Annotated in this window: 26 protein-coding genes; 14 read left to right on the top strand and 12 right to left on the bottom strand. The window is 53.9% G+C overall.

Going from position 1 to position 22,606, the window contains the following annotated elements; genetic code table 11:
• Nucleotides 1-29 precede the first annotated feature (29 nt).
• A complete protein-coding gene (gene gstA, locus C5523_RS11450) occupies nucleotides 30-632 on the top strand; it encodes a glutathione transferase GstA (RefSeq protein WP_041851544.1) in 603 nt (200 codons plus the stop codon).
• A gap of 70 nt (nucleotides 633-702) precedes the next feature.
• Here gstA and tyrS read toward each other — a convergent pair whose 3' ends face one another.
• From tyrS to anmK, 4 genes are all read right to left on the bottom strand, one after another.
• The gene (gene tyrS / locus C5523_RS11445; RefSeq protein WP_041851545.1) at nucleotides 703-1,977 is read right to left on the bottom strand and encodes a tyrosine--tRNA ligase; all 1,275 of its coding nucleotides are present in this window, start codon (nucleotides 1,975-1,977) and stop codon (nucleotides 703-705) included.
• Between the two features lie 124 nt (nucleotides 1,978-2,101).
• Nucleotides 2,102-2,758, bottom strand: coding sequence for a pyridoxamine 5'-phosphate oxidase (pdxH, locus tag C5523_RS11440; protein ID WP_041851546.1), 657 nt, complete (start codon nucleotides 2,756-2,758; stop codon nucleotides 2,102-2,104).
• A gap of 57 nt (nucleotides 2,759-2,815) precedes the next feature.
• Nucleotides 2,816-3,139 (bottom strand): C-type lysozyme inhibitor, encoded by a 324-nt coding sequence (gene mliC / locus C5523_RS11435; RefSeq protein ID WP_041851547.1) that lies wholly within the window; start codon nucleotides 3,137-3,139, stop codon nucleotides 2,816-2,818.
• Between the two features lie 95 nt (nucleotides 3,140-3,234).
• Nucleotides 3,235-4,359 (bottom strand): anhydro-N-acetylmuramic acid kinase, encoded by a 1,125-nt coding sequence (anmK, locus tag C5523_RS11430; RefSeq protein WP_041851548.1) that lies wholly within the window; start codon nucleotides 4,357-4,359, stop codon nucleotides 3,235-3,237.
• A gap of 280 nt (nucleotides 4,360-4,639) precedes the next feature.
• On the opposite strand from anmK, the gene slyB reads away from it, so the two are divergent.
• Nucleotides 4,640-5,107 (top strand): outer membrane lipoprotein SlyB, encoded by a 468-nt coding sequence (gene slyB, locus C5523_RS11425; RefSeq protein ID WP_071195338.1) that lies wholly within the window; start codon nucleotides 4,640-4,642, stop codon nucleotides 5,105-5,107.
• Between the two features lie 87 nt (nucleotides 5,108-5,194).
• Here slyB and slyA read toward each other — a convergent pair whose 3' ends face one another.
• Nucleotides 5,195-5,635: a transcriptional regulator SlyA gene (slyA, locus tag C5523_RS11420; protein ID WP_041851550.1), complete on the bottom strand. Its 441-nt coding sequence runs from the start codon at nucleotides 5,633-5,635 to the stop codon at nucleotides 5,195-5,197.
• Between the two features lie 177 nt (nucleotides 5,636-5,812).
• Between slyA and C5523_RS11415 the strand changes: the two genes are divergently transcribed.
• Genes C5523_RS11415 through C5523_RS11405 form a run of 3 tightly spaced genes read left to right on the top strand, consistent with a single transcriptional unit; the run spans nucleotide 5,813 to nucleotide 8,927 of the window.
• Nucleotides 5,813-6,049: a DUF1656 domain-containing protein gene (locus tag C5523_RS11415; RefSeq protein ID WP_041851551.1), complete on the top strand. Its 237-nt coding sequence runs from the start codon at nucleotides 5,813-5,815 to the stop codon at nucleotides 6,047-6,049.
• A 2-nt stretch (nucleotides 6,050-6,051) separates the two neighbouring features.
• Nucleotides 6,052-6,915, top strand: a complete 864-nt coding sequence (locus C5523_RS11410; protein WP_041851552.1) for an HlyD family secretion protein — start codon at nucleotides 6,052-6,054, stop codon at nucleotides 6,913-6,915.
• Nucleotides 6,912-8,927: an FUSC family protein gene (locus C5523_RS11405; RefSeq protein ID WP_369944877.1), complete on the top strand. Its 2,016-nt coding sequence runs from the start codon at nucleotides 6,912-6,914 to the stop codon at nucleotides 8,925-8,927. The genes C5523_RS11410 and C5523_RS11405 overlap by 4 nt, the downstream gene beginning before the upstream one ends.
• On the opposite strand, the gene sodC is transcribed toward C5523_RS11405, so the two are convergent.
• The 3 genes from sodC to C5523_RS11390 all read right to left on the bottom strand — a co-directional run bounded on the left by sodC (nucleotide 8,917) and on the right by C5523_RS11390 (nucleotide 10,701).
• Nucleotides 8,917-9,438, bottom strand: a complete 522-nt coding sequence (gene sodC, locus C5523_RS11400) for a superoxide dismutase [Cu-Zn] SodC (protein ID WP_079498088.1) — start codon at nucleotides 9,436-9,438, stop codon at nucleotides 8,917-8,919. The genes C5523_RS11405 and sodC overlap by 11 nt on opposite strands.
• A 78-nt stretch (nucleotides 9,439-9,516) precedes the next feature.
• Nucleotides 9,517-10,413: an aldo/keto reductase family oxidoreductase gene (locus C5523_RS11395; RefSeq protein ID WP_079498089.1), complete on the bottom strand. Its 897-nt coding sequence runs from the start codon at nucleotides 10,411-10,413 to the stop codon at nucleotides 9,517-9,519.
• Between the two features lie 48 nt (nucleotides 10,414-10,461).
• Nucleotides 10,462-10,701, bottom strand: a complete 240-nt coding sequence (locus C5523_RS11390; RefSeq protein ID WP_041851556.1) for a DUF1289 domain-containing protein — start codon at nucleotides 10,699-10,701, stop codon at nucleotides 10,462-10,464.
• A gap of 119 nt (nucleotides 10,702-10,820) precedes the next feature.
• On the opposite strand from C5523_RS11390, the gene C5523_RS11385 reads away from it, so the two are divergent.
• The 4 genes from C5523_RS11385 (at nucleotide 10,821) to rnt (ending at nucleotide 13,800) form a co-directional block, all read left to right on the top strand.
• A complete protein-coding gene (locus tag C5523_RS11385; protein WP_041851557.1) occupies nucleotides 10,821-11,417 on the top strand; it encodes a TetR/AcrR family transcriptional regulator in 597 nt (198 codons plus the stop codon).
• A gap of 53 nt (nucleotides 11,418-11,470) precedes the next feature.
• Complete coding sequence (locus C5523_RS11380) at nucleotides 11,471-12,565, top strand: alkene reductase (RefSeq protein WP_071195341.1); 1,095 nt, start codon at nucleotides 11,471-11,473, stop codon at nucleotides 12,563-12,565.
• 84 nt (nucleotides 12,566-12,649) lie between these two features.
• Nucleotides 12,650-13,057: a lactoylglutathione lyase gene (gloA, locus tag C5523_RS11375; protein WP_041851559.1), complete on the top strand. Its 408-nt coding sequence runs from the start codon at nucleotides 12,650-12,652 to the stop codon at nucleotides 13,055-13,057.
• Between the two features lie 92 nt (nucleotides 13,058-13,149).
• Complete coding sequence (gene rnt, locus C5523_RS11370; RefSeq protein WP_041851560.1) at nucleotides 13,150-13,800, top strand: ribonuclease T; 651 nt, start codon at nucleotides 13,150-13,152, stop codon at nucleotides 13,798-13,800.
• 37 nt (nucleotides 13,801-13,837) lie between these two features.
• Here rnt and grxD read toward each other — a convergent pair whose 3' ends face one another.
• Nucleotides 13,838-14,185 carry a monothiol glutaredoxin 4 gene (grxD, locus tag C5523_RS11365; protein ID WP_041851561.1) on the bottom strand — a complete coding sequence of 116 codons (348 nt, stop codon included), beginning with the start codon at nucleotides 14,183-14,185 and terminating at the stop codon, nucleotides 13,838-13,840.
• Nucleotides 14,186-14,526: 341 nt separating this feature from the next.
• Between grxD and C5523_RS11360 the strand changes: the two genes are divergently transcribed.
• Together C5523_RS11360 and sodB are read left to right on the top strand one after the other, a co-directional pair.
• Nucleotides 14,527-15,363 (top strand): C40 family peptidase, encoded by an 837-nt coding sequence (locus C5523_RS11360; protein ID WP_041851562.1) that lies wholly within the window; start codon nucleotides 14,527-14,529, stop codon nucleotides 15,361-15,363.
• Nucleotides 15,364-15,483: 120 nt separating this feature from the next.
• Nucleotides 15,484-16,065 carry a superoxide dismutase [Fe] gene (gene sodB, locus C5523_RS11355; protein ID WP_108701128.1) on the top strand — a complete coding sequence of 194 codons (582 nt, stop codon included), beginning with the start codon at nucleotides 15,484-15,486 and terminating at the stop codon, nucleotides 16,063-16,065.
• Between the two features lie 29 nt (nucleotides 16,066-16,094).
• On the opposite strand, the gene C5523_RS11350 is transcribed toward sodB, so the two are convergent.
• Nucleotides 16,095-17,264 (bottom strand): MFS transporter, encoded by a 1,170-nt coding sequence (locus C5523_RS11350; protein ID WP_108701127.1) that lies wholly within the window; start codon nucleotides 17,262-17,264, stop codon nucleotides 16,095-16,097.
• Between the two features lie 166 nt (nucleotides 17,265-17,430).
• Nucleotides 17,431-17,520: a YnhF family membrane protein gene (locus tag C5523_RS11345; protein WP_090086635.1), complete on the bottom strand. Its 90-nt coding sequence runs from the start codon at nucleotides 17,518-17,520 to the stop codon at nucleotides 17,431-17,433.
• Between the two features lie 298 nt (nucleotides 17,521-17,818).
• Here C5523_RS11345 and purR point away from each other — a divergent pair, with 298 nt between their 5' ends.
• Nucleotides 17,819-18,844 (top strand): HTH-type transcriptional repressor PurR, encoded by a 1,026-nt coding sequence (purR, locus tag C5523_RS11335; protein ID WP_041851565.1) that lies wholly within the window; start codon nucleotides 17,819-17,821, stop codon nucleotides 18,842-18,844.
• 16 nt (nucleotides 18,845-18,860) lie between these two features.
• Here the strand turns inward: purR and punR are convergent, their stop codons facing one another.
• The gene (gene punR / locus C5523_RS11330; RefSeq protein WP_079498094.1) at nucleotides 18,861-19,772 is read right to left on the bottom strand and encodes a DNA-binding transcriptional activator PunR; all 912 of its coding nucleotides are present in this window, start codon (nucleotides 19,770-19,772) and stop codon (nucleotides 18,861-18,863) included.
• A 113-nt stretch (nucleotides 19,773-19,885) separates the two neighbouring features.
• On the opposite strand from punR, the gene punC reads away from it, so the two are divergent.
• Together punC and cfa are read left to right on the top strand one after the other, a co-directional pair.
• Nucleotides 19,886-21,085, top strand: coding sequence for a purine nucleoside transporter PunC (gene punC / locus C5523_RS11325; protein WP_108701126.1), 1,200 nt, complete (start codon nucleotides 19,886-19,888; stop codon nucleotides 21,083-21,085).
• 301 nt (nucleotides 21,086-21,386) lie between these two features.
• Complete coding sequence (gene cfa, locus C5523_RS11320; RefSeq protein ID WP_041851568.1) at nucleotides 21,387-22,535, top strand: cyclopropane fatty acyl phospholipid synthase; 1,149 nt, start codon at nucleotides 21,387-21,389, stop codon at nucleotides 22,533-22,535.
• Nucleotides 22,536-22,606 lie beyond the last annotated feature (71 nt).

Below are 22,606 nucleotides of genomic sequence, written 5' to 3'. Positions count from 1 at the left end.
ATGCCCGAATTCAACCACCGGAGTGAAGAATGAAACTGTTTTATAAACCAGGCGCCTGCTCACTGGCTTCCCATATTGTTCTGCGCGAAGCAGGTAAAGAGTTTGAACTGGCACGCGTGGATTTAGCAAAAAAATGCCTGGAAAATGGTGATGACTTTTTGGCTATCAACCCGAAAGGACAGATCCCGGCACTGGCCATTAATGCCGACACCCTGTTAACCGAAGGCGTGGCGATTATGCAGTATGTGGCTGACAGCGCGCCGAAAAGTGACCTGCTGCCGCCGGTAGGTTTCCTGAGCCGTTACAAGACGCTGGAGTGGCTGAATTTCGTGGCAACTGAGCTGCATAAAGGGTTTACTCCCCTGTTTCGTCCGGATACGCCGGAAGCGTTCAAACCGACCGCTCGCGCTCTGCTGGAAAAGAAACTGGAGTATGTTGACGCGGCGCTGGCAGACCAGCAGTGGATTAACGGCGAGAACTTCTCCATTGCCGATGCATACCTGTTCACGGTACTGCGCTGGGCGGTAGCGGTGAAACTGAACTTCCCGCAGGCCGGGAATATTGCCAACTATATGCAACGCGTGGCCTCTCGTCCGGCGGTTGCCGCCGCTATGGCCGCAGAAGGGATTTAATCTTCCACGCTTTTGCCATAAAAAAAGGAGTGGTTTCCCACTCCTTTTTCATGTTTCGCGTATCTGCCGGTTATTTCCAGCACACCAGACAGTAGTTCTTCTTACCGCGACGTAACAGCGTATAACGACCGAAGAGAATGTCCGTTTCCTGGAAGAAATATTCCGGGTCAGACTGTTTCTCGCCGTTGATGGTGACCGCATTGGAGGCGATGGTTTTACGCGCCTGACCACGAGATGGCTGCAGCTCCGAGTCTACCAGCGCCTGCATCAGGTCTGCGCCTTTCTCCATTTCGATCATCGGTACGCCATCCTGCGCCAGTTGCTCGAAATCCGCCTCGCTGAGATCGCTCAGGTTGCCGTTAAAAAGGCTTTCGGTAATGCGTTTTGCCGCCACCAGCCCTTCTTCGCCATGAACCAGTTTGGTCACCTGCTCGGCCAGCACATACTGGGCACGCGGTGCTTTGCCACTGTTCTTGTCTTCTTCTTCCAGAGCATTGATCTCTTCAATATCCATAAAGGTGAAGAATTTCAGGAAGCGATAAACGTCAGCATCCGCGGTATTGATCCAGAACTGGTAGAATTTGTACGGGCTGGTTTTCTTCGGATCGAGCCAGACTGCGCCACCTTCGGTTTTGCCGAACTTCGTGCCGTCAGCTTTGGTGATCAGCGGAACGGTCAGGCCAAAGACCTGATTCTGGTGCAGGCGACGGGTCAGATCGATACCGGAGGTGATGTTCCCCCACTGGTCGGAACCGCCAATCTGCAGCGCCACACCGTGCAGTTTGTTCAGGCAGGCAAAGTCGTAACCCTGCAGCAGGTTGTAGGAAAACTCAGTAAACGAGATACCCTGATCGTCACGGTTCAGACGCTGTTTCACCGCTTCTTTGTTGATCATCTGGTTAACGGAGAAGTGCTTGCCGATATCGCGCAGGAAAGTCAGCACGTTCATATTGCCGAACCAGTCGTAGTTGTTGGCCGCAATCGCCGCGTTTTCACCACAGTTGAAGTCGAGGAACGGCGCAACCTGTTTGCGGATTTTATCCACCCACTCCTGCACCGTGTCTTCGGTATTCAGTTTACGCTCAGCGGCTTTGAAACTCGGGTCGCCAATCAGCCCCGTCGCGCCGCCCACCAGCGCGACAGGTTTGTGCCCGGCCTGCTGGAAGCGTTTCAGGCATAACAATGGAACAAGATGCCCCAAATGCAAGCTGTCGGCGGTAGGGTCGAAGCCGCAATAGAGCGCGATCGGGCCTTGCGCCAGTCGCTCTGCTAACGCTTCCTCGTCCGTCACCTGGGCTACCAGCCCGCGCTCTTGCAATTGTTTAATCAAGTTACTGCTTGCCATCAAATTCTCCATTTAAAACGACTGCACCTCTGCCGGTACACGACTTTTCGCCAGTTGCGAAAGTTACATAGAATAAAGCGCCGGATGCAGGAGCACCAGCGCTTAGCGCAACATTTTTCAGGGTTTACGGCGCGAGGCGATCAATTTTCCATGCGTCATTTTCACGCTGGTATAAAAAACGGTCGTGGAGACGATGCGCGCCTCCCTGCCAGAACTCCATTTGCTCAATACTGACGCGATAGCCGCCCCAGAAGCTGGGTAACGGCACTTCGCCCTGCTGGAACTTCTGCTTGAGTTCAAGGAATTTGCTTTCAAGAATGCCACGCGCGGAGATCCGGCTGGATTGCTGCGAGACCCACGCGCCAATCTGGCTGTCGCGTGGACGGCTGTGGAAATACTTCACCACTTCGAGGGTAGAAAGGCGCTCAGCTTTACCGATCACCATGACCTGGCGCTCCAGCATGTGCCACGGAAACAACAGGCTGATAGCCGGGTTTTTCTCGATCTGGTGGGCTTTGCGGCTGCCGAGGTTGGTATAAAACACCAGGCCTTTCTCGTCATAGTGTTTGAGCAGCACAATACGCTGGTAAGGTTGACCGGTTTCATCAACAGTCGCAACGACCATCGCGGTCGGGTCGGCGAGTTTGGCTTCACACGCCTGACCAAGCCAGCGCTCAAACAGCGGCAACGGTTCGGAGGGAAGATCGGCACGGCGCAAGCCGCCTTTGGTGTACTCACGGCGCAAATGCGCGATTTGCTGCAATTGATCGTTATCAGACATGGCGTTAGCAAGATGAATTATCAGGTGGGGCTATTGTGCCCCCCCCTTGCGAAAATCTCAACGCCGCGGATTTTGTAACTGGCAGTTATTCAGTACGATGCGATCGCGCTTGTAGACCGTGGCGCCATCACCCTTCGACCAGAAAACATAAATACCGTCAGTGTAGCGTGCCCCGGACGCCGACAGACCTTGCTTGAGGATCAGCGGCGTATTGTCATAAATAAAGCTCACTTCCTGGCGGGGATGGTTCAATTTCACCGTAAGCGGCTTTTCGTCACACTGATAGTTAAGCGTATCCGTATTCATGCGCTCAACAAACTGGTTGTAGTAACTACACCCGGCGAGAAGCGCGGGCAGGCAGGCGATTAACACTCTTTTCATTAGGTTTTCCCGAGACTGTCCTGGTCATGGGGGACGCGAATAACGTCCTCCGTAAACCCCGGAGTCTAACGGTACGCAGCCTGGGTGAAAGTCAGTTAACTCTGATTCTGTCGCGGATTAGCCGGATAGATAGCCCCCAGCACGCTGGCCTGCGATGCCCCCGTTACCGAAGGTAAGTTGCCGGGTAAACCGGCCAGCGTACGCCAGGCAAGCCAGGCAAAGGCCAGGGCTTCCATATCATCGCCGCTGATTCCCGCCTCATCCGTCGTGGTGACCTCAGTACCCGGCAGCAGCGCAGAAAGGCGCGCCATCAACAACGGATTGCGGCTCCCCCCACCACAGACCAGCAACCTTTCGCAGCCGCCGCACAACAATACCTGTTCGGAAATCGTCACCGCCGTCAGTTCTACCAGCGTGGTTTCGACATCGCGCGGATCCAGCGCCGGGAAAATAGCCAACTGACGCTCAAGCCAGCCATAGTTAAAATATTCACGTCCGGTGCTTTTCGGCGCGGGTGCAGCAAAATAGGGATCGCTGAGCATGTTTTGCAGCAGCGGCAGGACGACTTTCCCACCACTCGCCCACTGGGCGTCTTTATCGTAAGGCTTGCCAAGTTGACGCCAAATCCAGGCATCCATCAGCATATTTCCTGGCCCGGTGTCATAACCGCGGACCGGCTTGTCCGGGAAAAGTAGCGAGATATTGGCGATGCCGCCGATGTTCAGCACTATCCGGCGCTCGATGGGATGTGCCAGTAACGCATGATGAAACGCCGGGACCAGCGGTGCCCCCTGCCCGCCAAGGGCAATATCGCGGCGGCGGAAATCCCCGACCACGGTCACACCGGTTAACGCGGCGATTTGATTGTTATCGCCAATTTGCAGCGTATGAGGCGCATCGCCGGTGGGTTCATGCCAGATGGTTTGACCGTGGCAACCAATAGCCACGATATCTTTTGCACTGAGTTGTTCTTGCGCCATCAGTGCAAGGACAGCTTCGGCAAAGAGTTTGCCCAGACGCGTATCCAGTTGGCCCAGTTGCGACAGGGTGAGCGGTTGGCCCTGGCAAATGCTCAGAACAGCCTCTTTCAGTGCTATCGGCATCGGCCAGGTGAGACTGGCCTGTTGGGCGACCATCTTGTCATCAATAGCGGCAAGCACAACATCCACACCATCAAGGCTTGTTCCCGACATTACGCCAATATAGCGACCCGATTTCATACGCCTTCCTCGTTGCAGGGCTTTAGACGCTCACTCCACCATAAAGTGTTTTGTAAAGCTATCGATTACAAATACTTTTTAACAATCAAATCAGAGCTCACTGAAGGAAAAACAGCGGCAGACGCTTATAATCGGCTTGTTTAGGACCGGTTAAATCCATCATTGTTATTATTTTTGCTATGTTTTGGCAGAAGATGTGACCTGGTGTGACTAAATGCCATATAATTTAACCATGACGGATGCTCAACTGAGCATGTTTTGGTGAACAGGAGATTCATAGATGATGTTACGTGCACTGGCAGTTACGCTGGTTGGATTTACTCTGGCGGGTTGTGTTAATGACAGTACTCTTTCCGGAGATGTCTATTCCGCTTCAGAAGCCAAACAAGTACAAAATGTCACTTACGGCACCATTGTCAACGTTCGTCAGGTACAGATCCAGGGCGGTGACGACAGCAACGTTGTCGGCGCTTTGGGTGGCGCAGTTCTGGGTGGCTTCCTGGGCAACACCGTGGGCGGTGGCACCGGGCGTTCTCTTGCAACAGCGGCGGGTGCTGTGGCGGGTGGCGTAGCCGGTCAGAGCGTGCAGGGTGCGATGAATAAATCACAGGGTGTGGAGCTGGAAATTCGTAAAGACGATGGCAGCAGCATTATGGTTGTGCAGAAACAGGGCAACTCCCGTTTCGTCGCCGGCCAGCGTGTCGCACTGGCAAGCAATGGTCGCCAGGTTACCGTCTCCCCGCGTTAATGGCATCACTGCCTTCGCAGGCAACGACCTGAACGTAGAGATAAAAAAAGCCTCGCAGATGCGAGGCTTTTTAATTACAACTGAGCATTAGTCTCGCGACTGCAACTCAATGATGTTCTGTTCCAGCCTGGCAATCAGGCTAATCAACAAATCCAGCTCTTCCGGTGAAATACCCGAAAGAATTTCGCCCCGCGTTTGCTTAATCACCGTTTCCATTTCTTCGATGATCGGGTCAGCTTTTTCTGTCAATTTGATCCGTTTTGCGCGGCGGTCATTGGCACAGGTCTGGCGAGAAATAAGCCCTTTCTCTTCCAGTTGGTCCAACGTACGCACCAGCGAAGGCTGCTCGATGCCGATCGCTTTTGCCAGTTGAATTTGCGACTGATCGGGAGGAAGCTGATGAATGTTATGCAGCGTGACCCAATGCGTTTGCGTCAATTCCAGAGGTTTCAGGCGATGGTCAATCAGAGCACGCCAGATGCGCACTAAGCGTGCCAGATCAGAACCTAATGGCGATTCCAATTTCATCTCCTTATAATTAGCTTGCTAAGTTATTATACTCATTTTAGAATAGTGTGCAGCATTTATATTGGTAAAACAAATGCATTGCTGCCTTCACCGTGTTCGCCCATTCTTAATATCTCCGTCTGGCGGTCTTCGCCGTCAAAACGAACCGGTGAACCTTTCTGTAAAGGACTAACGCTTGTGACGCTGACAATTCGCTCCCCGGAATTTCCCCTGCAGGACCTGATCTTCGGCGCTTCGGTCTACTTTCCCCCTATCTTTAAAGCAGTACTGCTGGGGTTTATGGTGTGGCTGGTTTTGCATCGCTTACTGCGTGACTGGATGTACGCAGGGGATATCTGGCATCCCATCCTGATGGATCTCTCACTTTTCGTGATCGCAATCAGTCTGTCTCTCGGCTTTTTGATCATGTGGTAACTATGCGCCTGAAATCACTTAAATACTTTTCGACGTTACTGGTTCTGGCCGTGGCGCTCGCCGCTGGCTGGTGGTTATGGAATTTCTATATGCAGGCCCCCTGGACGCGCGACGGTAAAGTCCGCGCCGAGCAGGTCAGCATCACCCCGCAAGTGTCAGGAAGCATTACTGAGCTGAATATCAAAGACAACCAGTTGGTTAAAGCGGGCGATATTCTGTTCCGAATCGACGACACACCGTACAAAATCGCCGTGCTGAATGCCCAGGCGCAACTGGCGCGCGCGCAAACCGATCTCTCCAAAGCCAACAATGAAGCCAACCGTCGCCGCCATTTGTCGAAAAATTATATTTCAGCAGAAGATCTCGATACCGCGAATATCAATGTGAAGGCGATGCAGGCGAGCGTCAATGCGGCCGAGGCCGCCCTGCAACAGGCGCAATGGCAACTTTCACAAACGCAGGTAAAAGCCCCCGTAGATGGCTGGATAACCAATCTTTCCACCCGCACCGGCAACTACGCCACCGCCGGGCAACCGCTGTTTGCACTCATCGACAGCCACTCTTTTTATGTGGTGGGGTATTTCGAAGAGACAAAATTGCGTCATATTCGGGAAGGTGCTGCGGCGCAAATCGTTCTCTACAGCGGCAATTTCACGTTACAGGGTCACGTTTCCAGTATCGGTCGGGCAATTTATGATCAGAGCGTCGAGACCGACAGTGGTCTGGTGGCAGACATCAAGCCGAATGTGCCCTGGGTGCGTCTGGCCCAGCGCGTGCCTGTTCGGATTCAGTTCGATTCCCTGCCCGCCGATGTGACACTGGTGTCCGGCACCACCTGCACGGTATCGATCGGCGGCGCGAAGTGAAAATCGCGATTCCCCTGCCCTGGCTTACCGCGACGCGCCCTCAGTGGCGGTACGCCATGCGCAACAGTATTGCGATGTGCCTGGCCCTGACCGTCGCCTATTACCTCAATCTGGATGAACCTTACTGGGCAATGACTTCTGCCGCCGTCGTGAGTTTTCCGACCGTGGGCGGGGTGATCAGTAAAAGTCTCGGTCGCGTCGCGGGCAGCCTGTTGGGAGCGACGGCGGCGATGATCATTGCCGGACATACGCTTAACGATCCGTGGTTGTTTCTGTTCGCTATGGCCGCATGGATAGGTTTTTGTACCTGGGCCTGCGCGCAGTTCAGTAATAACGTCGCTTACGCCTTCCAGCTTGCGGGGTACACCGCCGCGATTATTGCCTTTCCGGTGGTCAATATTACGGACACCACCGAACTGTGGGATATCGCCCAGGCGCGCGTTTGTGAGGTGCTGCTGGGGATTTGCTGTGGCGGCATGATAATGATGATCATGCCGAGCACGTCTGACGGTACCGCGTTGCTGAGCGCGCTGAAAAAGATGCACGCCCGCCTGCTCGAACATGCCAGCCTGCTCTGGCAACAGGAGATAACCGACGCCATCCGCACCGCCCATGAAAATGTGATTGGGCAGATATTGACCATGAATTTGCTGCGCATCCAGGCCTTCTGGAGCCACTATCGTTTTCGTCGTCAGAACCGGCTTCTCAACCACCTGCTCCATCAGCAATTACGTCTGACCAGCGTTATCTCCAGCCTGCGCCGACTGCTATTGAACTGGCCGCATCCGCCTGAGAATACGCGAGCAATACTCGAAACGTTGCTGGCGGAGCTCGCCCGGCCCGGTGCGCACTTTTATACCGTAGCGCGCATTATTGCCCCTCTCGCGCCGGTGAATGACGACGACTATCGGCACCGCGCCTTCTGGCACCGCTTGCGCTATTTCTGCCGACTGTATCTTGCCAGCAGCCGGTGGCTGGCGCGCCTTGAAAATGCCACCCCGATAACCGAATTTACGCTGCCCAGAAGCCGTGCTCTGGCGCGCTTTACCGATAACGCCGAGGCGCTATGGAGCGGAATACGTACTTTCTGTGCACTGAGTCTGGTGGGCGCCTGGACGATCACCAGCCAGTGGGAGCACGGCGATGCGGCGCTGACCCTTGCCGCCATCAGTTGCGTACTCTATTCGGTTTCTCCCGCCCCGTTTAATTCATTGACGCTTCTTCTACGTACGCTCGCGTTGCTGACATTATTCAGTTTCGTCGTGAAGTTTGGTCTGATGGTACAGATCAGCGATTTATGGGTGTTCTTGTTATTTTTGCTGCCACTGTTGACCACAATGCAGTTGCTCAAGCTCCAAATGCCCAAACTGGCCGGGCTGTGGGGGCAATTGATCGTTTTTATGGGATCGTTTATTTCGGTGACCAATCCTCCGGTCTATGATCTCGCGGATTTTTTAAATGACGATCTGGCGAAAATTCTCGGCGTGGCGCTGGCGTGGCTCTCTTTTGCCGTTTTGCGCCCAGGGTCAGATGCACGCAAAAGCCGCCGTCATATTCGTGCGCTTCGGCGAGGTTTTGTCGACCAGCTCAGCCGAATGCCGACGATGAGCGAGCATGAATTTGAGTCGGTGGTTTATCACCATATTAGTCAGTTGAGTAACAGCAAAGATGCGCTCGCCCGCCGCTGGTTATTACGCTGGGGAGTGGTTTTGCTCAACTGTTCGCATGTGGTCTGGCAACTGCGCGACTGGGAGGCACGCTCAGATCCCTTGTCGAAAGTCAGGGATCTCTGTCTGAGCCTGTTACGCGATGTGATGAGTGAACGCGGCGTGCAACAGCGCCCACTGGCCGCAACGCTTAGCGAACTGCAACGGATTTGTGATGCGCTGGCACGCCATCATCAACCTGCCGCACGGGAACTGGCATCGCTTATCTGGCGATTGTATTGCTCGTTATCGCAACTGGAGCAAGCCCCGGCGGCAGGCACACTGGCCGATTCCGCTAGCGGATAACACCACAGGCGTAACGCGCCCCGCCACCGCCGAGCGGTTTCGGCGAATCAGACATGTTATCGCCGCCAACGTGAACCATCAGGGCTTTGTCTTTCACGTCACTGAGTTTTTTCAGGCGCGGCGCAACCACCGCATCGGTCGCCTTACCGTCGTTGTTAACCACCAGCACCGGTAAATCCCCTAAATGCCCCATACCCTCGGGGCCTTCATGTTTACCGGTTTTATCGGGGTCGAGGTGACCACCAGCCGCCTCGGCAGCAGAGGGTTTTCCGTCTTTCAACGCAGGCTCACACGATCCTTTTGCATGAACATGAAAGCCATGTTCACCGGGCGGGAGTCCTTTTAGATCGGGCGTAAATTTCAGCCCCTTATCGGTTTCGCTGATGTTCACCGTGCCGACGGACTGCCCCGTCCCCTCGGCAGTGACGAGGTTCATCTTCACTTCGGTACTGGCCGCCTGCGCACCGGCGCAGACGAACAGTGTCAACACTGCCAGACTAAAACGCTTCATATGACCTCCGTTTTTGGCTTTTGCCCTGTAAGTTTAAACCAGGGAAAAAGATTTAGCGGAAAGTCACCTTAGCGCTTATCAGGGAACATCGTAACCCAGGGCCGCTTTGCGGATGCGGAACCACTGCTGGCGGGTCATCTCAAGGCTTGCCGCTCCAAGCGCCGAACGGACGCGTTCAATTTTTCCGGAACCGATAATCGGCAGCGGCTGCGACGGCAGACGCATCACCCAGGCATATACCACCTGTTCAATACTCTGGGCATTCAGCTCTTGCGCCACTTTCGCCAGTTCATCACGCAGTGGCTGGAACGCCTCGTCGTTGAACAGACGTCCACCGCCAAGGCAGGACCAGGCCATCGGCCGAATGCGCAATTGCTGGAGTTGATCGAGCGTACCGTCCAGTAATAGCGGCTGGTGAACCGGAGAAATCTCAACCTGGTTGGTCGCCAGGGTAAACGGCAGGCGCGACTGGAGCAGCGAGAACTGCGCCGGGGTGAAGTTCGACACGCCAAAATGGCTCACTTTGCCGCTCTGGTGCAGATGCAAAAACGCCTCAGCCACTTCATCGGCATCCATCAGCGGATCCGGGCGATGAATGAGCAGCAGGTCCAGACGTTCGGTCGCCAGATTCACCAATGACTGTTCGGCGCTGGCGATAATGTGATCGCGGCTGGTGATATAGTGGCCCAGCACATTCTCAGCACGGGCAGTGGTGGCGATGCCGCATTTAGAGACAATCTCCATGCGTTGACGCAGATGGGGAGCCAGCTTGAGCGCCTCGCCAAAAGCCGCTTCGCACTGATAACCACCGTAGATGTCCGCATGGTCGACGGTGGTGACACCGAGATCCAGGTGCTCCTCAATAAAACTCACCAACTGACGGGCAGACATATTCCAGTCCATCAGTCGCCAGTAACCCATCACAAAACGGGAGAACTCCGGTCCCTGCGGCGCAAGGGTAATTCTCTGAACCATAACCACTTCCTCAGCAATAATTTGCCATGAGTATACGCAATTATGGCGTCAAAACAGTGAAGGTTGCTCAGGTTCTTCAGGCGGGAGGGCTTTATTCGCCCGTAATTTGCGCAGAAAACGCTGACGACACAGGCGCAGGACATCCTGTTTTTGGGCGTCGCTCATGGTTTGCCAGTTGAACCGTTCTTCGCGGCTGCGCATACAGCCACGGCAAAATCCCCGCTCATCTGACTGGCATATTCCCCGGCACGGGCTCTGGACGGGGAAAAACTCCAGTTGTTCTGGCACGCATCGCCTCCTGTAGTATTCGTCTCTCTTTATTGAAGACTGCGCGCGCGGAACCTGCAAGATTGAGATCGCATCTATTGCTACTTGCAATAGACCAATCGGTCTAGTAGATTGTGCCCATGAGCAGAAATACTGAACACGATACCCGCGAACACCTGCTGGAAACCGGCGAGCGCTTATGCATGCATCGCGGTTTTACGGGCATGGGGTTAAGCGAATTACTGAAAACAGCGGAAGTGCCGAAGGGCTCTTTCTACCACTATTTTCGCTCGAAAGAGGCGTTCGGGGTTGCGATGCTCGAACGTCATTATGCCGGGTATCACCAGCGTTTGACGGATCATTTTGCCACAGGTGCAGGAAACTATCGCGATCGCCTGCTCGCGTATTATCAGCAGACACTGATCCAGTTTTGTGATCAGGGGATTATCAGCGGCTGCCTGACCGTCAAGCTTTCTGCCGAGGTGTGTGACCTGTCAGAAACGATGCGTGAAGCCATGGACAAAGGTGCCAGTGGCATTATCACCTTACTGGCACAGGCGCTGGAAAGCGGCCGCCGTGATCAGTGTCTGACCTTTACTGGTGATGCGCTGACCCAGGCGCAGGTGCTCTATTCCCTGTGGCTGGGTGCCAATCTGCAGGCTAAGATTTCACGCAGTGCCGTGCCGCTGGAAAGTGCGCTGGCCCATGCGAAAACGATTATTGCAGCGCCTCTTTAACAGGCGTTTTTATTTACCACTTTACTAGTCGACCGGTCTATTCAGGAGAATTTATGTCCAGCAATTTGTTTACGCCGCTGAAAATTGGCGCGATTACCATCCCAAACCGTGTGCTGATGGCTCCGCTGACACGTCTGCGCAGCATTGAGCCTGGCGATATCCCGACTCCGCTGATGGGCGAATACTACCGCCAGCGCGCCAGCTCTGGCCTAATCATCAGTGAAGCGACCCAAATCTCTGCACAGGCGAAAGGCTATGCAGGCGCGCCGGGCCTTCACAGCCCGGAACAAATTGCCGCATGGAAAAAAATCACCGCTGGCGTACACGCTGAAAACGGTCATATGGCGGTTCAGCTCTGGCACACCGGACGCATTTCTCACACCAGCCTGCAGCCTGGCGGCCAGGCACCTGTTGCCCCTTCGGCGATCAGTTCCGGTACCCGTACCTCCCTGCGTGACGCTAACGGCAACGCAACCCGCGAAGACACGTCGATGCCGCGAGCGCTGGAAACCAGCGAAATTCCGGGCATCGTCAATGATTTCCGTCAGGCCGTCATCAACGCACGTGAAGCCGGTTTTGATTTAGTCGAATTGCACTCTGCCCACGGCTATCTGTTGCACCAGTTCCTGTCACCGTCTGCCAACCAGCGTACCGACCAGTATGGCGGCAGCATCGAAAACCGCGCCCGCCTGGTGCTGGAAGTTGTTGATGCCGTAAGCGCTGCCTGGAGTGCGGATCGCATCGGTATTCGCGTCTCCCCTATCGGTTCCTTCCAGAACACCGATAACGGCCCGAATGAAGAAGAAGACGCACTGTACTTTATTGAAGAACTGGGTAAACGCGGGATTGCCTATCTGCACATGTCCGAGCCGGACTGGGCAGGCGGTCAGCCGTACACCGAGGCGTTCCGTCGCAAAGTGCGTGAGCGTTTCCACGGCCCCATCATCGGTGCTGGCGCCTACACGGTAGAAAAAGCAGAAGATCTGATTGCGAAAGGCTTGATTGACGCCGTGGCCTTTGGTCGTGCTTACATCGCTAACCCGGATCTGGTTGAACGCCTGCAGCGCAAAGCAGAACTGAACCCGCAACGCCCGGAAAGCTTCTATGGCGGTGGCGCGGAAGGTTATACCGACTACCCTTCTTTATAATCACTTCGTTGATAGCGGCAGGGATCCGCCGCTATACTAAAACTCTGTTTCGAATGACAATTCATTGACGCTTAAGAGGACATTATGCGCTTACTTCACACCATGCTGCGCGTTGGCGACCTGCAACGCTCCATTGATTTCTACACCAAAGTGCTGGGCATGCAGTTGCTGCGTACCAGTGAAAACCCGGAATACAAATACTCACTGGCCTTTGTGGGTTATGGTCCGGAAACAGAAACGGCAGTTATCGAACTGACCTATAACTGGGGCGTAGATAAATATGACCTGGGCAGCGCTTACGGTCATATCGCGCTGGAAGTGGATAATGCGGCAGAAGCCTGTGAGCGTATTCGTCAAAATGGCGGCAACGTAACGCGTGAAGCGGGTCCGGTAAAAGGCGGCACCACCGTTATCGCTTTTATTGAAGATCCGGACGGCTATAAAGTCGAACTGATTGAAGCCAAAGACGCGGGACGCGGTTTGGGCAATTAATGCTTTACGGGCGCCTGTGGCGCCCGCTGTTTTACATCCCTTCGCAAAATTTGCCATAATGCGCTGCCATTTTCCCTTAGCAAGAGACTCCAATGTCCGATAACGCCCAACTTACCGGTCTGTGCGACCGTTTTCGCGGTTTTTACCCTGTCGTGATTGATGTTGAAACCGCCGGGTTTAACGCCAAAACCGATGCACTGCTGGAGGTCGCTGCCATCACACTGAAAATGGACGACCAGGGTTGGTTAATGCCTGACAGCACCCTGCATTTTCATGTTGAACCGTTTGAGGGAGCGAACCTGCAGCCGGAAGCACTGGCATTTAACGGTATCGACCCGAATAACCCGCTGCGGGGTGCCGTGAGCGAGCACGACGCGCTCCACGCTATTTTCAAGATGGTGCGTAAAGGTATCAAAGATCAGAACTGTAATCGCGCCATTATGGTGGCTCACAACGCCACCTTCGACCACAGCTTTATGATGGCTGCCGCTGAGCGCGCATCCCTTAAGCGTAATCCGTTCCATCCGTTCGTCACTTTCGACACCGCCTCGTTGAGCGGGCTGGCGCTGGGGCAAACGGTGCTCTCAAAAGCCTGCGCCACCGCCGGCATTAATTTCGACGCAACCCAGGCACACTCCGCGCTGTATGACACTGAGCAGACTGCGCTGTTGTTTTGCGAGATAGTTAACCGCTGGAAACGGCTGGGCGGCTGGCCGCTACCCATCGCAGATAGCGAGGCATAAAAAAAGCGACCCGAAGGTCGCTTTTTTATTGCGATAATTATTCCGCGTCCGGCTCTTCGGATTTGTACTTCGCCGCCGTCTCTTTGATCAGCTGCTGCAATTCGCCGCGCTGGTACATTTCGATTACGATGTCGCACCCGCCAACCAGCTCGCCATCAACCCACAGTTGCGGGAAGGTCGGCCAGTTTGCATATTTCGGCAGCTCGGCGCGAATGTCCGGGTTTTGCAGAATATCAACGTAAGCAAAACGTTCGCCACAGGCGGAGAGCGCTTGCACTGCCTGTGCGGAAAAGCCGCAGCTTGGCAGCTTCGGAGAGCCTTTCATATACAGGAGAATCGGGTTTTCAGCGATCTGACGCTGGATTTTTTCAAGGGTAGAGCTCATTGTCTTGCTTCCTTCAACTTCTTTTCGGCAGATAGTCGTCATTGTAACGGTTAAGGTGCGTAACCGAAAATAACATTTTGTTCACCACTCATTATTTTATCGTCTGTTGCGATAAGTTGCTTTTAAAATATCACTTATCTTACGTTTCACCGCACGCCAATAGTTCAACATTTGAGCTTCTTCCAGAGCCAATTGGTGATTTTTTTTGCGCTTGCTAACGAAACACAGTTTTAGATGCAAAAACCCTATTAACTTTTGTGCTTTTTTTAGATTAGAATCGACGCGGTTCTAAATCATACGCAAGCATTATTGAATGCCTGCACTTATCAGGGGATTGCTCAGTGGCGCGAATTCATACAGCTTCGATCACGCTCTGTGCTTTGTTGTTCACCACGTTGACTTTCACGCCATTAGCGAATGCTTCCGAGCAGACGCGAGGTTCGGCCGTGCATAAGACAACGCATCTGGCGAAAGCATCCGAGAGTAAGAAAAAAACCACCACAGAAAAAACATCAAAGAAAAGCAGTCGCACCGAAACAAAAACAACGGCTAAAGCCGGAAATAAAAAAGTGGCAGTGACGAAAAAATCGTCAACCAGCAGCAAAAATACCACCAGTAAGAATTCCTCCCGTCACAGTAAAACCAGCACGAAACCCATCGCCGCTACCGCTATGACGGAAAAATGCACAAAGCGTAAAGGCCATAAACCGCACTGTGTAAAAGTGAAAAACAGCAAACTTGTTGCGCTTTCCGATGCGCACAAAGTCCGCATCCAAAAAGTACAGAAAACTGCCATGTCCAAGCTGATGAATCAGATTGGCAAACCTTACCATTGGGGCGGCACCTCCCCGATGACCGGCTTTGATTGCAGTGGTCTGGTCTATTACGCCTATAAAGATCTGGTGAAATTCCGTATTCCCCGCACCGCGAACGAAATGTATCACCTGCGTGATGCCTCTCCGGTCAACGTTGCGGAACTGGAAAGCGGCGATCTGGTGTTCTTCCGTACACAGGGTCGTGGTACCGCGGATCACGTGGGTGTGTATGTCGGCAACGGCAAATTCATTCAGTCACCACGCAGCGGCCAGGATATTCAGATTACCTCATTAAGCGAAGATTACTGGCAGCGTCATTATGTGGGTGCCCGCAGAGTGGTTACGCCAAAAACCATCCGCTAATCTCCTGCCTGCCGCTAATGCGGCAGGTAACTCTCTCTTTTTTCTCCCCTTTCGATTTGCTACCCTATCCTTACACTCAATAAGGTTATTGAGTGCATTACAACAATAAGGAGTGAAGCAATGTCGTTCGAATTACCTGCATTACCGTATGCAAAAGACGCCCTGGCTCCGCACATTTCTGCGGAAACACTGGAGTACCATCACGGCAAACATCATCAGGCTTATGTTACCAACCTGAACAACCTGATTAAAGGCAGCCCGCTGGAAGGTAAAACGCTGGAAGAGATTATTCGTAGCTCTGAGGGCGGCGTGTTTAACAATGCAGCCCAGGTCTGGAACCACACCTTCTACTGGCATTGTCTGGCCCCGAACGCAGGCGGTGAACCGACCGCTGCAGTGGCGGCTGCGATCACCGAAGCTTTTGGCAGCTTTGCTGAGTTTAAAGCGAAATTCACGGATGCCGCAGTGAAGAACTTTGGTTCAGGCTGGACGTGGCTTGTGAAAAACGCCGATGGCAAACTGGCCATTGTTTCGACATCAAATGCCGGAACACCGCTGACCACCGACGCCACGCCGCTGCTGACTGTGGATGTGTGGGAACACGCTTACTACATTGACTATCGTAACGCCCGTCCAAACTATCTGGAGCATTTCTGGGCGCTGGTCAACTGGGAGTTTGTCGCGAAGAACCTCGCCGCGTAATCATCAGGAGGGGAAACCCTCCTGTTTTTTTACTCCGCTGCTGTGCAGGAGCGCTCTGCACTGGCTCTGCCGGAAAACAGCACCAACAGTAACGCCATCCCTGCAATAATCGCCCCGGTGACCGGCACAACGGTATACCCCAGACCACCCGAAATCACCGCGCCCCCTGCCGCTGCCCCAAGCGCATTGCCCAGGTTAAACGCGCCAATATTGACTGACGACGACAATCCGGGAGCTTCATGTGCCACACGCATAACACGCATCTGCAACGGAGGCACTACCGCAAAGGTTGCCGCGCCCCAGATAACCATGCTGATTGCCGCACCGATCTCACTGCGCGCCAGCCAGGGGATCGCAACCATAATCACGATCAATAACAGCAAGAAGCCTTTCAGGGTCGCTGTGACCGAGCGGTCAGCCAGCTTGCCGCCAAGGTAGTTGCCAATGGAGAATCCAACGCCCACCAGCACCAGCATCGCGGTGATAAAGGCCGGAGTGGCATCGGTAATACGGTGCAGGACCGGTGAAATGTAGGTGTAGAGCGTGAACATCGCCCCTGCCCCCAGTACCGTCGTCAGCAACGCGGAAACCACCTGAGGTCGCATTAAGACCGCCAGCTCTTTGCGCACATCAGGACGTTCGCCGGCACTGCCTTTCGGCAAGGAAAAATAGAGACTAACCATGGCGATAACCCCCAGCCCCGCCGTAGCAAGGAACGACATGCGCCAGCCAATCGCCCCGCCCAGCCAGGTTGCTGCAGGCACACCGCCAATATTGGCGATAGTGAGCCCCATAAACATGGTCGCCACTGCGCTTGCCTGTTTTTCTTTTGCCACCACGCTTGCAGCCACCACAGAACCCAACCCAAAGAAAGCGCCATGGTTAAGGCTTGTAATAATGCGGGAGAGCATCAGTGTTGTGTAATCAGGTGAAAGTGCTGACAGCACATTGCCGAGGGTAAAAATCGCCATCAGGAATACCAGCGCATTACGTCGTGCCCGGTGTGAAAGCAGCAATGTCATTAACGGTGCTCCAACCATCACGCCAATGGCATAAGCGCTAATAAGCATACCCGCTGCCGGGATCGAGACATCCACGCCCTGGGCGATAACGGGCAGTAACCCCATGGGGGAAAATTCGGTCGTACCGATGCCGAAAGCGCCAATCGCCAGGGCAAGCAGTGGGAAATTAATCTTCATAAATAGACTCCGGAATTGCCGTGTCGACGCGCGACACCGTCACAGAAGTCAAAAGTATGACATTAATCACAAAAAACAGAAGTTAGCGAAATGGGAAAAGACTATTGCTAATTTGATGACAATCGAGGAGTGAAACGAGGGAGAGTGGCCTCTCCCACGGGATAGATCAATGCAGTGCGGCAGTCAGCCCGCCGGCAACAATCAGGGCGAGTACAATCACGGTAGTCACTAAAGAAAACTTCAGGTCGGTGCTCATCAATTTTTCTCCTTATTAATTCCCACACAGAAAGTGATGTAACGCATTTTTGCACAAATAAACGTAAAAATCTTGCAGGATTTAGGGTGATACACGTTTTAGCACTTCCCCTTTTGGTCAAGATCAGACAAAATTCGACGCTAAATTTATTAGCGTACCGGCCATTGACTCCCCTCCTGACGTCCAGTGTCTTTTTCCCGGCGTATTGCAATCCCTTCTTTGGGTACAGGGTGATGGAAGGCAAACGTTTACCTTATGTATTATCAGGAGTTTACGATATGGTCTGGAGTAAGATCTGATGGCAACGATTAAAGACGTAGCGAAGCGAGCAAACGTTTCCACCACAACCGTATCACACGTAATTAACAAGACGCGTTTCGTTGCAGAAGAGACGCGTAACGCCGTCTGGGCGGCGATTAAAGAATTACATTACTCCCCCAGCGCGGTTGCCCGCAGCCTGAAAGTCAATCACACAAAATCTATTGGCCTGCTGGCGACCAGTAGCGAGGCGGCTTATTTCGCTGAGATCATCGAGGCGGTTGAGAAAAATTGTTTCCAGAAAGGCTATACCCTTATTCTCGGTAACGCCTGGAATAACCTGGAAAAACAGCGCGCCTATCTGTCCATGATGGCGCAAAAACGTGTGGATGGCCTGCTGGTCATGTGTTCGGAATATCCGGAATCGTTACTCAGCATGCTGGAAGAGTATCGCCACATTCCCATGGTGGTCATGGACTGGGGTGAAGCAAAGGCCGATTTTACCGATACGGTGATCGATAATGCCTTTGCCGGCGGCTATATGGCTGGCCGTTACCTGATTGAACGCGGCCATCGCGAAATTGGCGTTATCCCAGGTCCCCTTGAGCGCAACACGGGCGCAGGCCGTCTGAGCGGGTTTATGAAAGCGATGGAAGAGGCCCATATCACCGTGCCAGAAAACTGGATCGTGCAGGGTGACTTTGAACCGGAGTCCGGCTATCGCGCCATGCAACAGATCCTGACCCAGTCCTCTCGCCCGACCGCGGTGTTCTGCGGCGGCGATATTATGGCAATGGGCGCGTTGTGTGCGGCAGACGAAATGGGCCTGCGCGTGCCGCAGGATATTTCGGTGATCGGTTATGATAACGTGCGCAATTCGCGTTTCTTTACCCCTTCACTAACGACCATTCACCAGCCGAAAGACTCGCTGGGGGAAACCGCGTTTAACATGCTGCTTGACCGCATCGTGAACAAACGTGAAGAATCACAGTCGATTGAAGTGCATCCGCGCCTGATTGAACGCCGCTCGGTTGCCGATGGTCCGTTCCGCGACTATCGCCGTTAATCCTGCCGGGAGCAGTTCACTCCTGCTCCCGCAGCCATTCCCTGTTCAGCGTTTCGCTGTCGCCCAGATAACTCAGTAACCAACTCAGCGCCGGTGAGGCGTCATTCTGCTGCCAGGTCAGACAACATGCGGCGTCCGGGAAGGGGTTTTCCAGTGCCAGCGCAACCCACTCACCGCGATCGATCCACGGGCGGGCGAAATGTGCAGGCACCATCCCAATACACAGCCCGGCAGACAAACAGGCCGCAGATGACTCCCAGTCCGGGGCGACAACCCGTTTCTGATTATCCAAAAGCCAGGTGATGCGTTTAGGCAGCGAGCGGGAGGTATCTTCGCGTACCAATGAGGGCCAGTTGCGCAACGTATCATCACTGAGCGGTGATACCATTGTCGCCAGAGGATGATGGCGGGCGACCACGCATTTCCAGCTCAGCATGCCCATATCGCGAAAAGTATATCGGCCCCCGACCGGAATCGCCTGGGTCGCGCCGATAGCCAGTTCGACACGCCCGTCGGCCAGCGCATCCCACACACCGTTAAACACCTCCTGGGAGACCAGCAGTTCGACATCGCTAAAATGGCGATAAAAATCGACAATCATCTGGCGCGTACGTTCCGGTTTGACGATGTTATCGACCGCGATAGATAGCTGCCCCCGCCAGCCGTTGGCGATTTGCTGGCATTGTTGACGGGTGATCTGCATTTTTTTGATAACAGAACGCCCCTCTTTCAAAAACCACACGCCAGCCGGCGTCAACTCCACATCCCGGTGACGGCGTTCAAACAACGGCACCGCCAGCCACTCTTCAAGCTGACGCACGGTATAGCTGACCGCAGAAGGCACGCGATGCAACTCCTGCGCCGCACCGCTAAAGCTGCCGTTTCGCGCCACGGCATCAACCACTTCGAGAGAATATTCTGACCACATAATCTGCCTGCAAAAATTTTGAAACCAATGCGCAAATATTAGCGTTTCACAAGCCGACTTGCACTCCTTAGACTCTGGAGCCCTGTTAACCTGCCATAAAAAAGAGATCTGCCATGCAACCTGGAAAAGGATTTTTAGTCTGGCTCGCGGGCTTAAGCGTACTGGGCTTTCTGGCCACCGATATGTACCTGCCGGCGTTCGCCGATATTCAGCAAGATTTAAATACGTCTGCCGCAGCGGTCAGCGCGACGCTGAGCCTGTTCCTTGCGGGCTTTGCCGTTGCACAACTGGTCTGGGGACCGCTGTCGGATCGCTATGGCCGTAAACCCATTTTGCTAAGCGGCCTGGCCATTTTCGCCGTCGGCTGCCTTGGTATGCTGTGGGTTCAGGATGCTGTCTGGTTGCTGGTGTTGCGTTTTGTCCAGGCGGTCGGGGTCTGTGCTGCTGCCGTGACCTGGCAGGCGCTGGTGACAGATCACTATCCGGCGCAGCGTACAAACCGCATTTTTGCCACCATCATGCCGCTGGTGGGGTTATCGCCTGCCCTTGCGCCGCTGCTTGGTAGCTGGATTCTGGCGCACTTCTCCTGGCAGGCGATCTTCGCCACATTATTTGTTATCACCGTCATATTGATGCTTCCGGCACTGCGTCTGCGTCCTGGCGCGCAGAAACCGGCAAAAACCGCACAGGCGCTGACCTTCGCCGCGCTGTTGCGCGATAAAGCCTATCGCGGCAACGTGCTGATTTATGCCGCCTGCTCAGCCAGCTTTTTTGCCTGGCTTACCGGTTCACCGTTTATTCTTCATGAAATGGGCTACGGCCCGGCGGTTATCGGCCTGAGTTATGTGCCGCAAACCATCGCCTTTCTGGTCGGGGGCTACGGCTGTCGCGCCGCCTTGCAGAAATGGTCTGGTGCCCGTTTATTACCGTGGTTGCTGCTGGCCTTCGCATTGAGCGTTGCGGCAACCTGGGGCGTGGGGTTAATGCCTGGCGCCTCACTGACCGCCCTGCTGATCCCCTTCTGTCTGATGGCGATGGCAAATGGCGCAATCTATCCGATTGTCGTGGCTCAGGCGTTGCGCCCCTTCCCGCAGGCTACCGGACGGGCGGCCGCCTTGCAGAATACACTGCAGTTAGGGCTGTGTTTTGTCGCAAGTCTGGTGGTATCGGCTCTGATTACCCATCCGCTGCTCGCCACCACCAGCGTGATGCTGTCAACGGTCGTTCTGGTCGCTTTTGGCTACCGTATGCAGCGCCAGGAAAGTGAGAGTTATCAAGCGGATGAAGGCAGTGAGTCATCCTCGCACGCGTAATTTCATGAGCGACTATGTTACAGTTTAGTGATTAGCTTGCTAACAGTTTTCTGTTGTATCACCGGATTTTGAGGCCTATACTCTTTTCCGGCTAGTTACAAATACGATAAATATTAAGTATTAACGGGAGCCGGAGCGCTCCCGTTTGTCCATGGAAGGCCTTTCTGGCAAGGGTCATCTCCCTTCCTCTGTTCTACGTCGGATATCAGCCTCACGGCGCAAACCGTGAGATTTCTCACATACCTCAAAAAGCGTCTACGCTCTTTTAAGGTTCTGATCACTTGCTGGTGGTGGAGAAGTTATGAGTTCATCGTGTATAGAAGAGGTTAGCGTACGGGATGATAACTGGTTCCGTATCGCAAACGAGTTGCTGAGCCGCGCCGGTATCCAGGTTAATGGACCGTCGGCATCTGATATTCAGGTTAAAAACCCTGATTTTTTTAAACGTGTTTTGCAGGAGGGGTCGCTCGGACTGGGGGAAAGTTATATGGACGGCTGGTGGGAATGTGACCGGCTGGATGTGTTTTTTACGAAAGTCTTGCGTGCCGGGTTGGAAAAACAGCTTCCGCGCCATTTGAAAGATACCCTGCGTATCGCCGGGGCAAGATTATTTAATCTGCAATCCAAAAAACGCGCATGGATCGTCGGGAAAGAGCATTACGATCTGGGTAACGATCTTTTTACCCGCATGCTGGACCCGCAGATGCAATACTCTTGCGCCTACTGGAAAGATGCTGAGCGCCTTGAAGACGCGCAGATCGCCAAATTACGCCTGATTTGCGAAAAACTTCAGCTCAAGCCAGGGATGCGCGTGCTGGACATTGGCTGCGGTTGGGGCGGTCTGGCGCAATTTATGGCGCAAAACTACGCGGTCAGCGTCGTGGGCGTCACTATTTCTGCCGAGCAACAAAAACACGCGCAACAGCGTTGTCTGGGGCTGGATGTCGATATTCGCCTGCAGGATTACCGCGATCTGAACGATCAGTTCGACCGCATCGTCTCTGTCGGTATGTTCGAACATGTCGGTCCTAAAAATTACGACACCTACTTTACCGTCGTTGATCGTAACCTCAAACCGGATGGTCTTTTCCTGCTCCATACCATCGGTTCACGGCGAACCGATCATAATGTGGATCCCTGGATTGACCGTTATATCTTCCCCAATGGCTGCCTTCCGTCAGTGCGGCAGATAGCGAATGCCAGTGAGTCCCATTTCGTGATGGAAGACTGGCATAATTTCGGTGCAGATTACGATAAAACATTAATGGCCTGGTATGAACGATTCCTCGCCAGTTGGCCAGAAATCGCCGATAACTATTCCGAACGGTTTAAACGCATGTTCAGTTACTACCTGAACGCCTGCGCAGGCGCTTTCCGTGCGCGGGATATTCAACTCTGGCAGGTGGTATTCAGCCGGGGAATTGAACACGGACTTCGCGTAGCACGCTAACAGCCCACCCCGCATTTGCGGGGTTTTTTCTTTCTGTCAGACAGTGCAGCTTGTCAACCAACGCCCCTTTT

The sequence above is a fragment of the Phytobacter sp. SCO41 genome, from assembly GCF_003073275.1.
Taxonomy (GTDB): domain Bacteria; phylum Pseudomonadota; class Gammaproteobacteria; order Enterobacterales; family Enterobacteriaceae; genus Phytobacter; species Phytobacter diazotrophicus.
Note: the sequence above shows the minus strand (reverse complement) of the source record. Positions and strands in the feature narration are given on the sequence as shown.

What these genes read in the sequence shown, in the direction of transcription:
- C5523_RS11410 (WP_041851552.1), top strand. Translation starts at nt 6,052, where the DNA reads ATGCGCCTGAAATCACTTAAATACTTTTCGACGTTACTGGTTCTGGCC.
- C5523_RS11380 (WP_071195341.1), top strand. Translation starts at nt 11,471, where the DNA reads ATGTCCAGCAATTTGTTTACGCCGCTGAAAATTGGCGCGATTACCATC.
- gstA (WP_041851544.1), top strand. Translation starts at nt 30, where the DNA reads ATGAAACTGTTTTATAAACCAGGCGCCTGCTCACTGGCTTCCCATATT.
- punR (WP_079498094.1), bottom strand. Translation starts at nt 19,772, where the DNA reads ATGTGGTCAGAATATTCTCTCGAAGTGGTTGATGCCGTGGCGCGAAAC.
- grxD (WP_041851561.1), bottom strand. Translation starts at nt 14,185, where the DNA reads ATGAGCTCTACCCTTGAAAAAATCCAGCGTCAGATCGCTGAAAACCCG.
- gloA (WP_041851559.1), top strand. Translation starts at nt 12,650, where the DNA reads ATGCGCTTACTTCACACCATGCTGCGCGTTGGCGACCTGCAACGCTCC.
- sodB (WP_108701128.1), top strand. Translation starts at nt 15,484, where the DNA reads ATGTCGTTCGAATTACCTGCATTACCGTATGCAAAAGACGCCCTGGCT.
- C5523_RS11350 (WP_108701127.1), bottom strand. Translation starts at nt 17,264, where the DNA reads ATGAAGATTAATTTCCCACTGCTTGCCCTGGCGATTGGCGCTTTCGGC.
- tyrS (WP_041851545.1), bottom strand. Translation starts at nt 1,977, where the DNA reads ATGGCAAGCAGTAACTTGATTAAACAATTGCAAGAGCGCGGGCTGGTA.
- pdxH (WP_041851546.1), bottom strand. Translation starts at nt 2,758, where the DNA reads ATGTCTGATAACGATCAATTGCAGCAAATCGCGCATTTGCGCCGTGAG.
- C5523_RS11345 (WP_090086635.1), bottom strand. Translation starts at nt 17,520, where the DNA reads ATGAGCACCGACCTGAAGTTTTCTTTAGTGACTACCGTGATTGTACTC.
- C5523_RS11385 (WP_041851557.1), top strand. Translation starts at nt 10,821, where the DNA reads ATGAGCAGAAATACTGAACACGATACCCGCGAACACCTGCTGGAAACC.
- cfa (WP_041851568.1), top strand. Translation starts at nt 21,387, where the DNA reads ATGAGTTCATCGTGTATAGAAGAGGTTAGCGTACGGGATGATAACTGG.
- slyB (WP_071195338.1), top strand. Translation starts at nt 4,640, where the DNA reads ATGATGTTACGTGCACTGGCAGTTACGCTGGTTGGATTTACTCTGGCG.
- sodC (WP_079498088.1), bottom strand. Translation starts at nt 9,438, where the DNA reads ATGAAGCGTTTTAGTCTGGCAGTGTTGACACTGTTCGTCTGCGCCGGT.
- rnt (WP_041851560.1), top strand. Translation starts at nt 13,150, where the DNA reads ATGTCCGATAACGCCCAACTTACCGGTCTGTGCGACCGTTTTCGCGGT.
- purR (WP_041851565.1), top strand. Translation starts at nt 17,819, where the DNA reads ATGGCAACGATTAAAGACGTAGCGAAGCGAGCAAACGTTTCCACCACA.
- anmK (WP_041851548.1), bottom strand. Translation starts at nt 4,359, where the DNA reads ATGAAATCGGGTCGCTATATTGGCGTAATGTCGGGAACAAGCCTTGAT.
- C5523_RS11395 (WP_079498089.1), bottom strand. Translation starts at nt 10,413, where the DNA reads ATGGTTCAGAGAATTACCCTTGCGCCGCAGGGACCGGAGTTCTCCCGT.
- slyA (WP_041851550.1), bottom strand. Translation starts at nt 5,635, where the DNA reads ATGAAATTGGAATCGCCATTAGGTTCTGATCTGGCACGCTTAGTGCGC.
- mliC (WP_041851547.1), bottom strand. Translation starts at nt 3,139, where the DNA reads ATGAAAAGAGTGTTAATCGCCTGCCTGCCCGCGCTTCTCGCCGGGTGT.
- punC (WP_108701126.1), top strand. Translation starts at nt 19,886, where the DNA reads ATGCAACCTGGAAAAGGATTTTTAGTCTGGCTCGCGGGCTTAAGCGTA.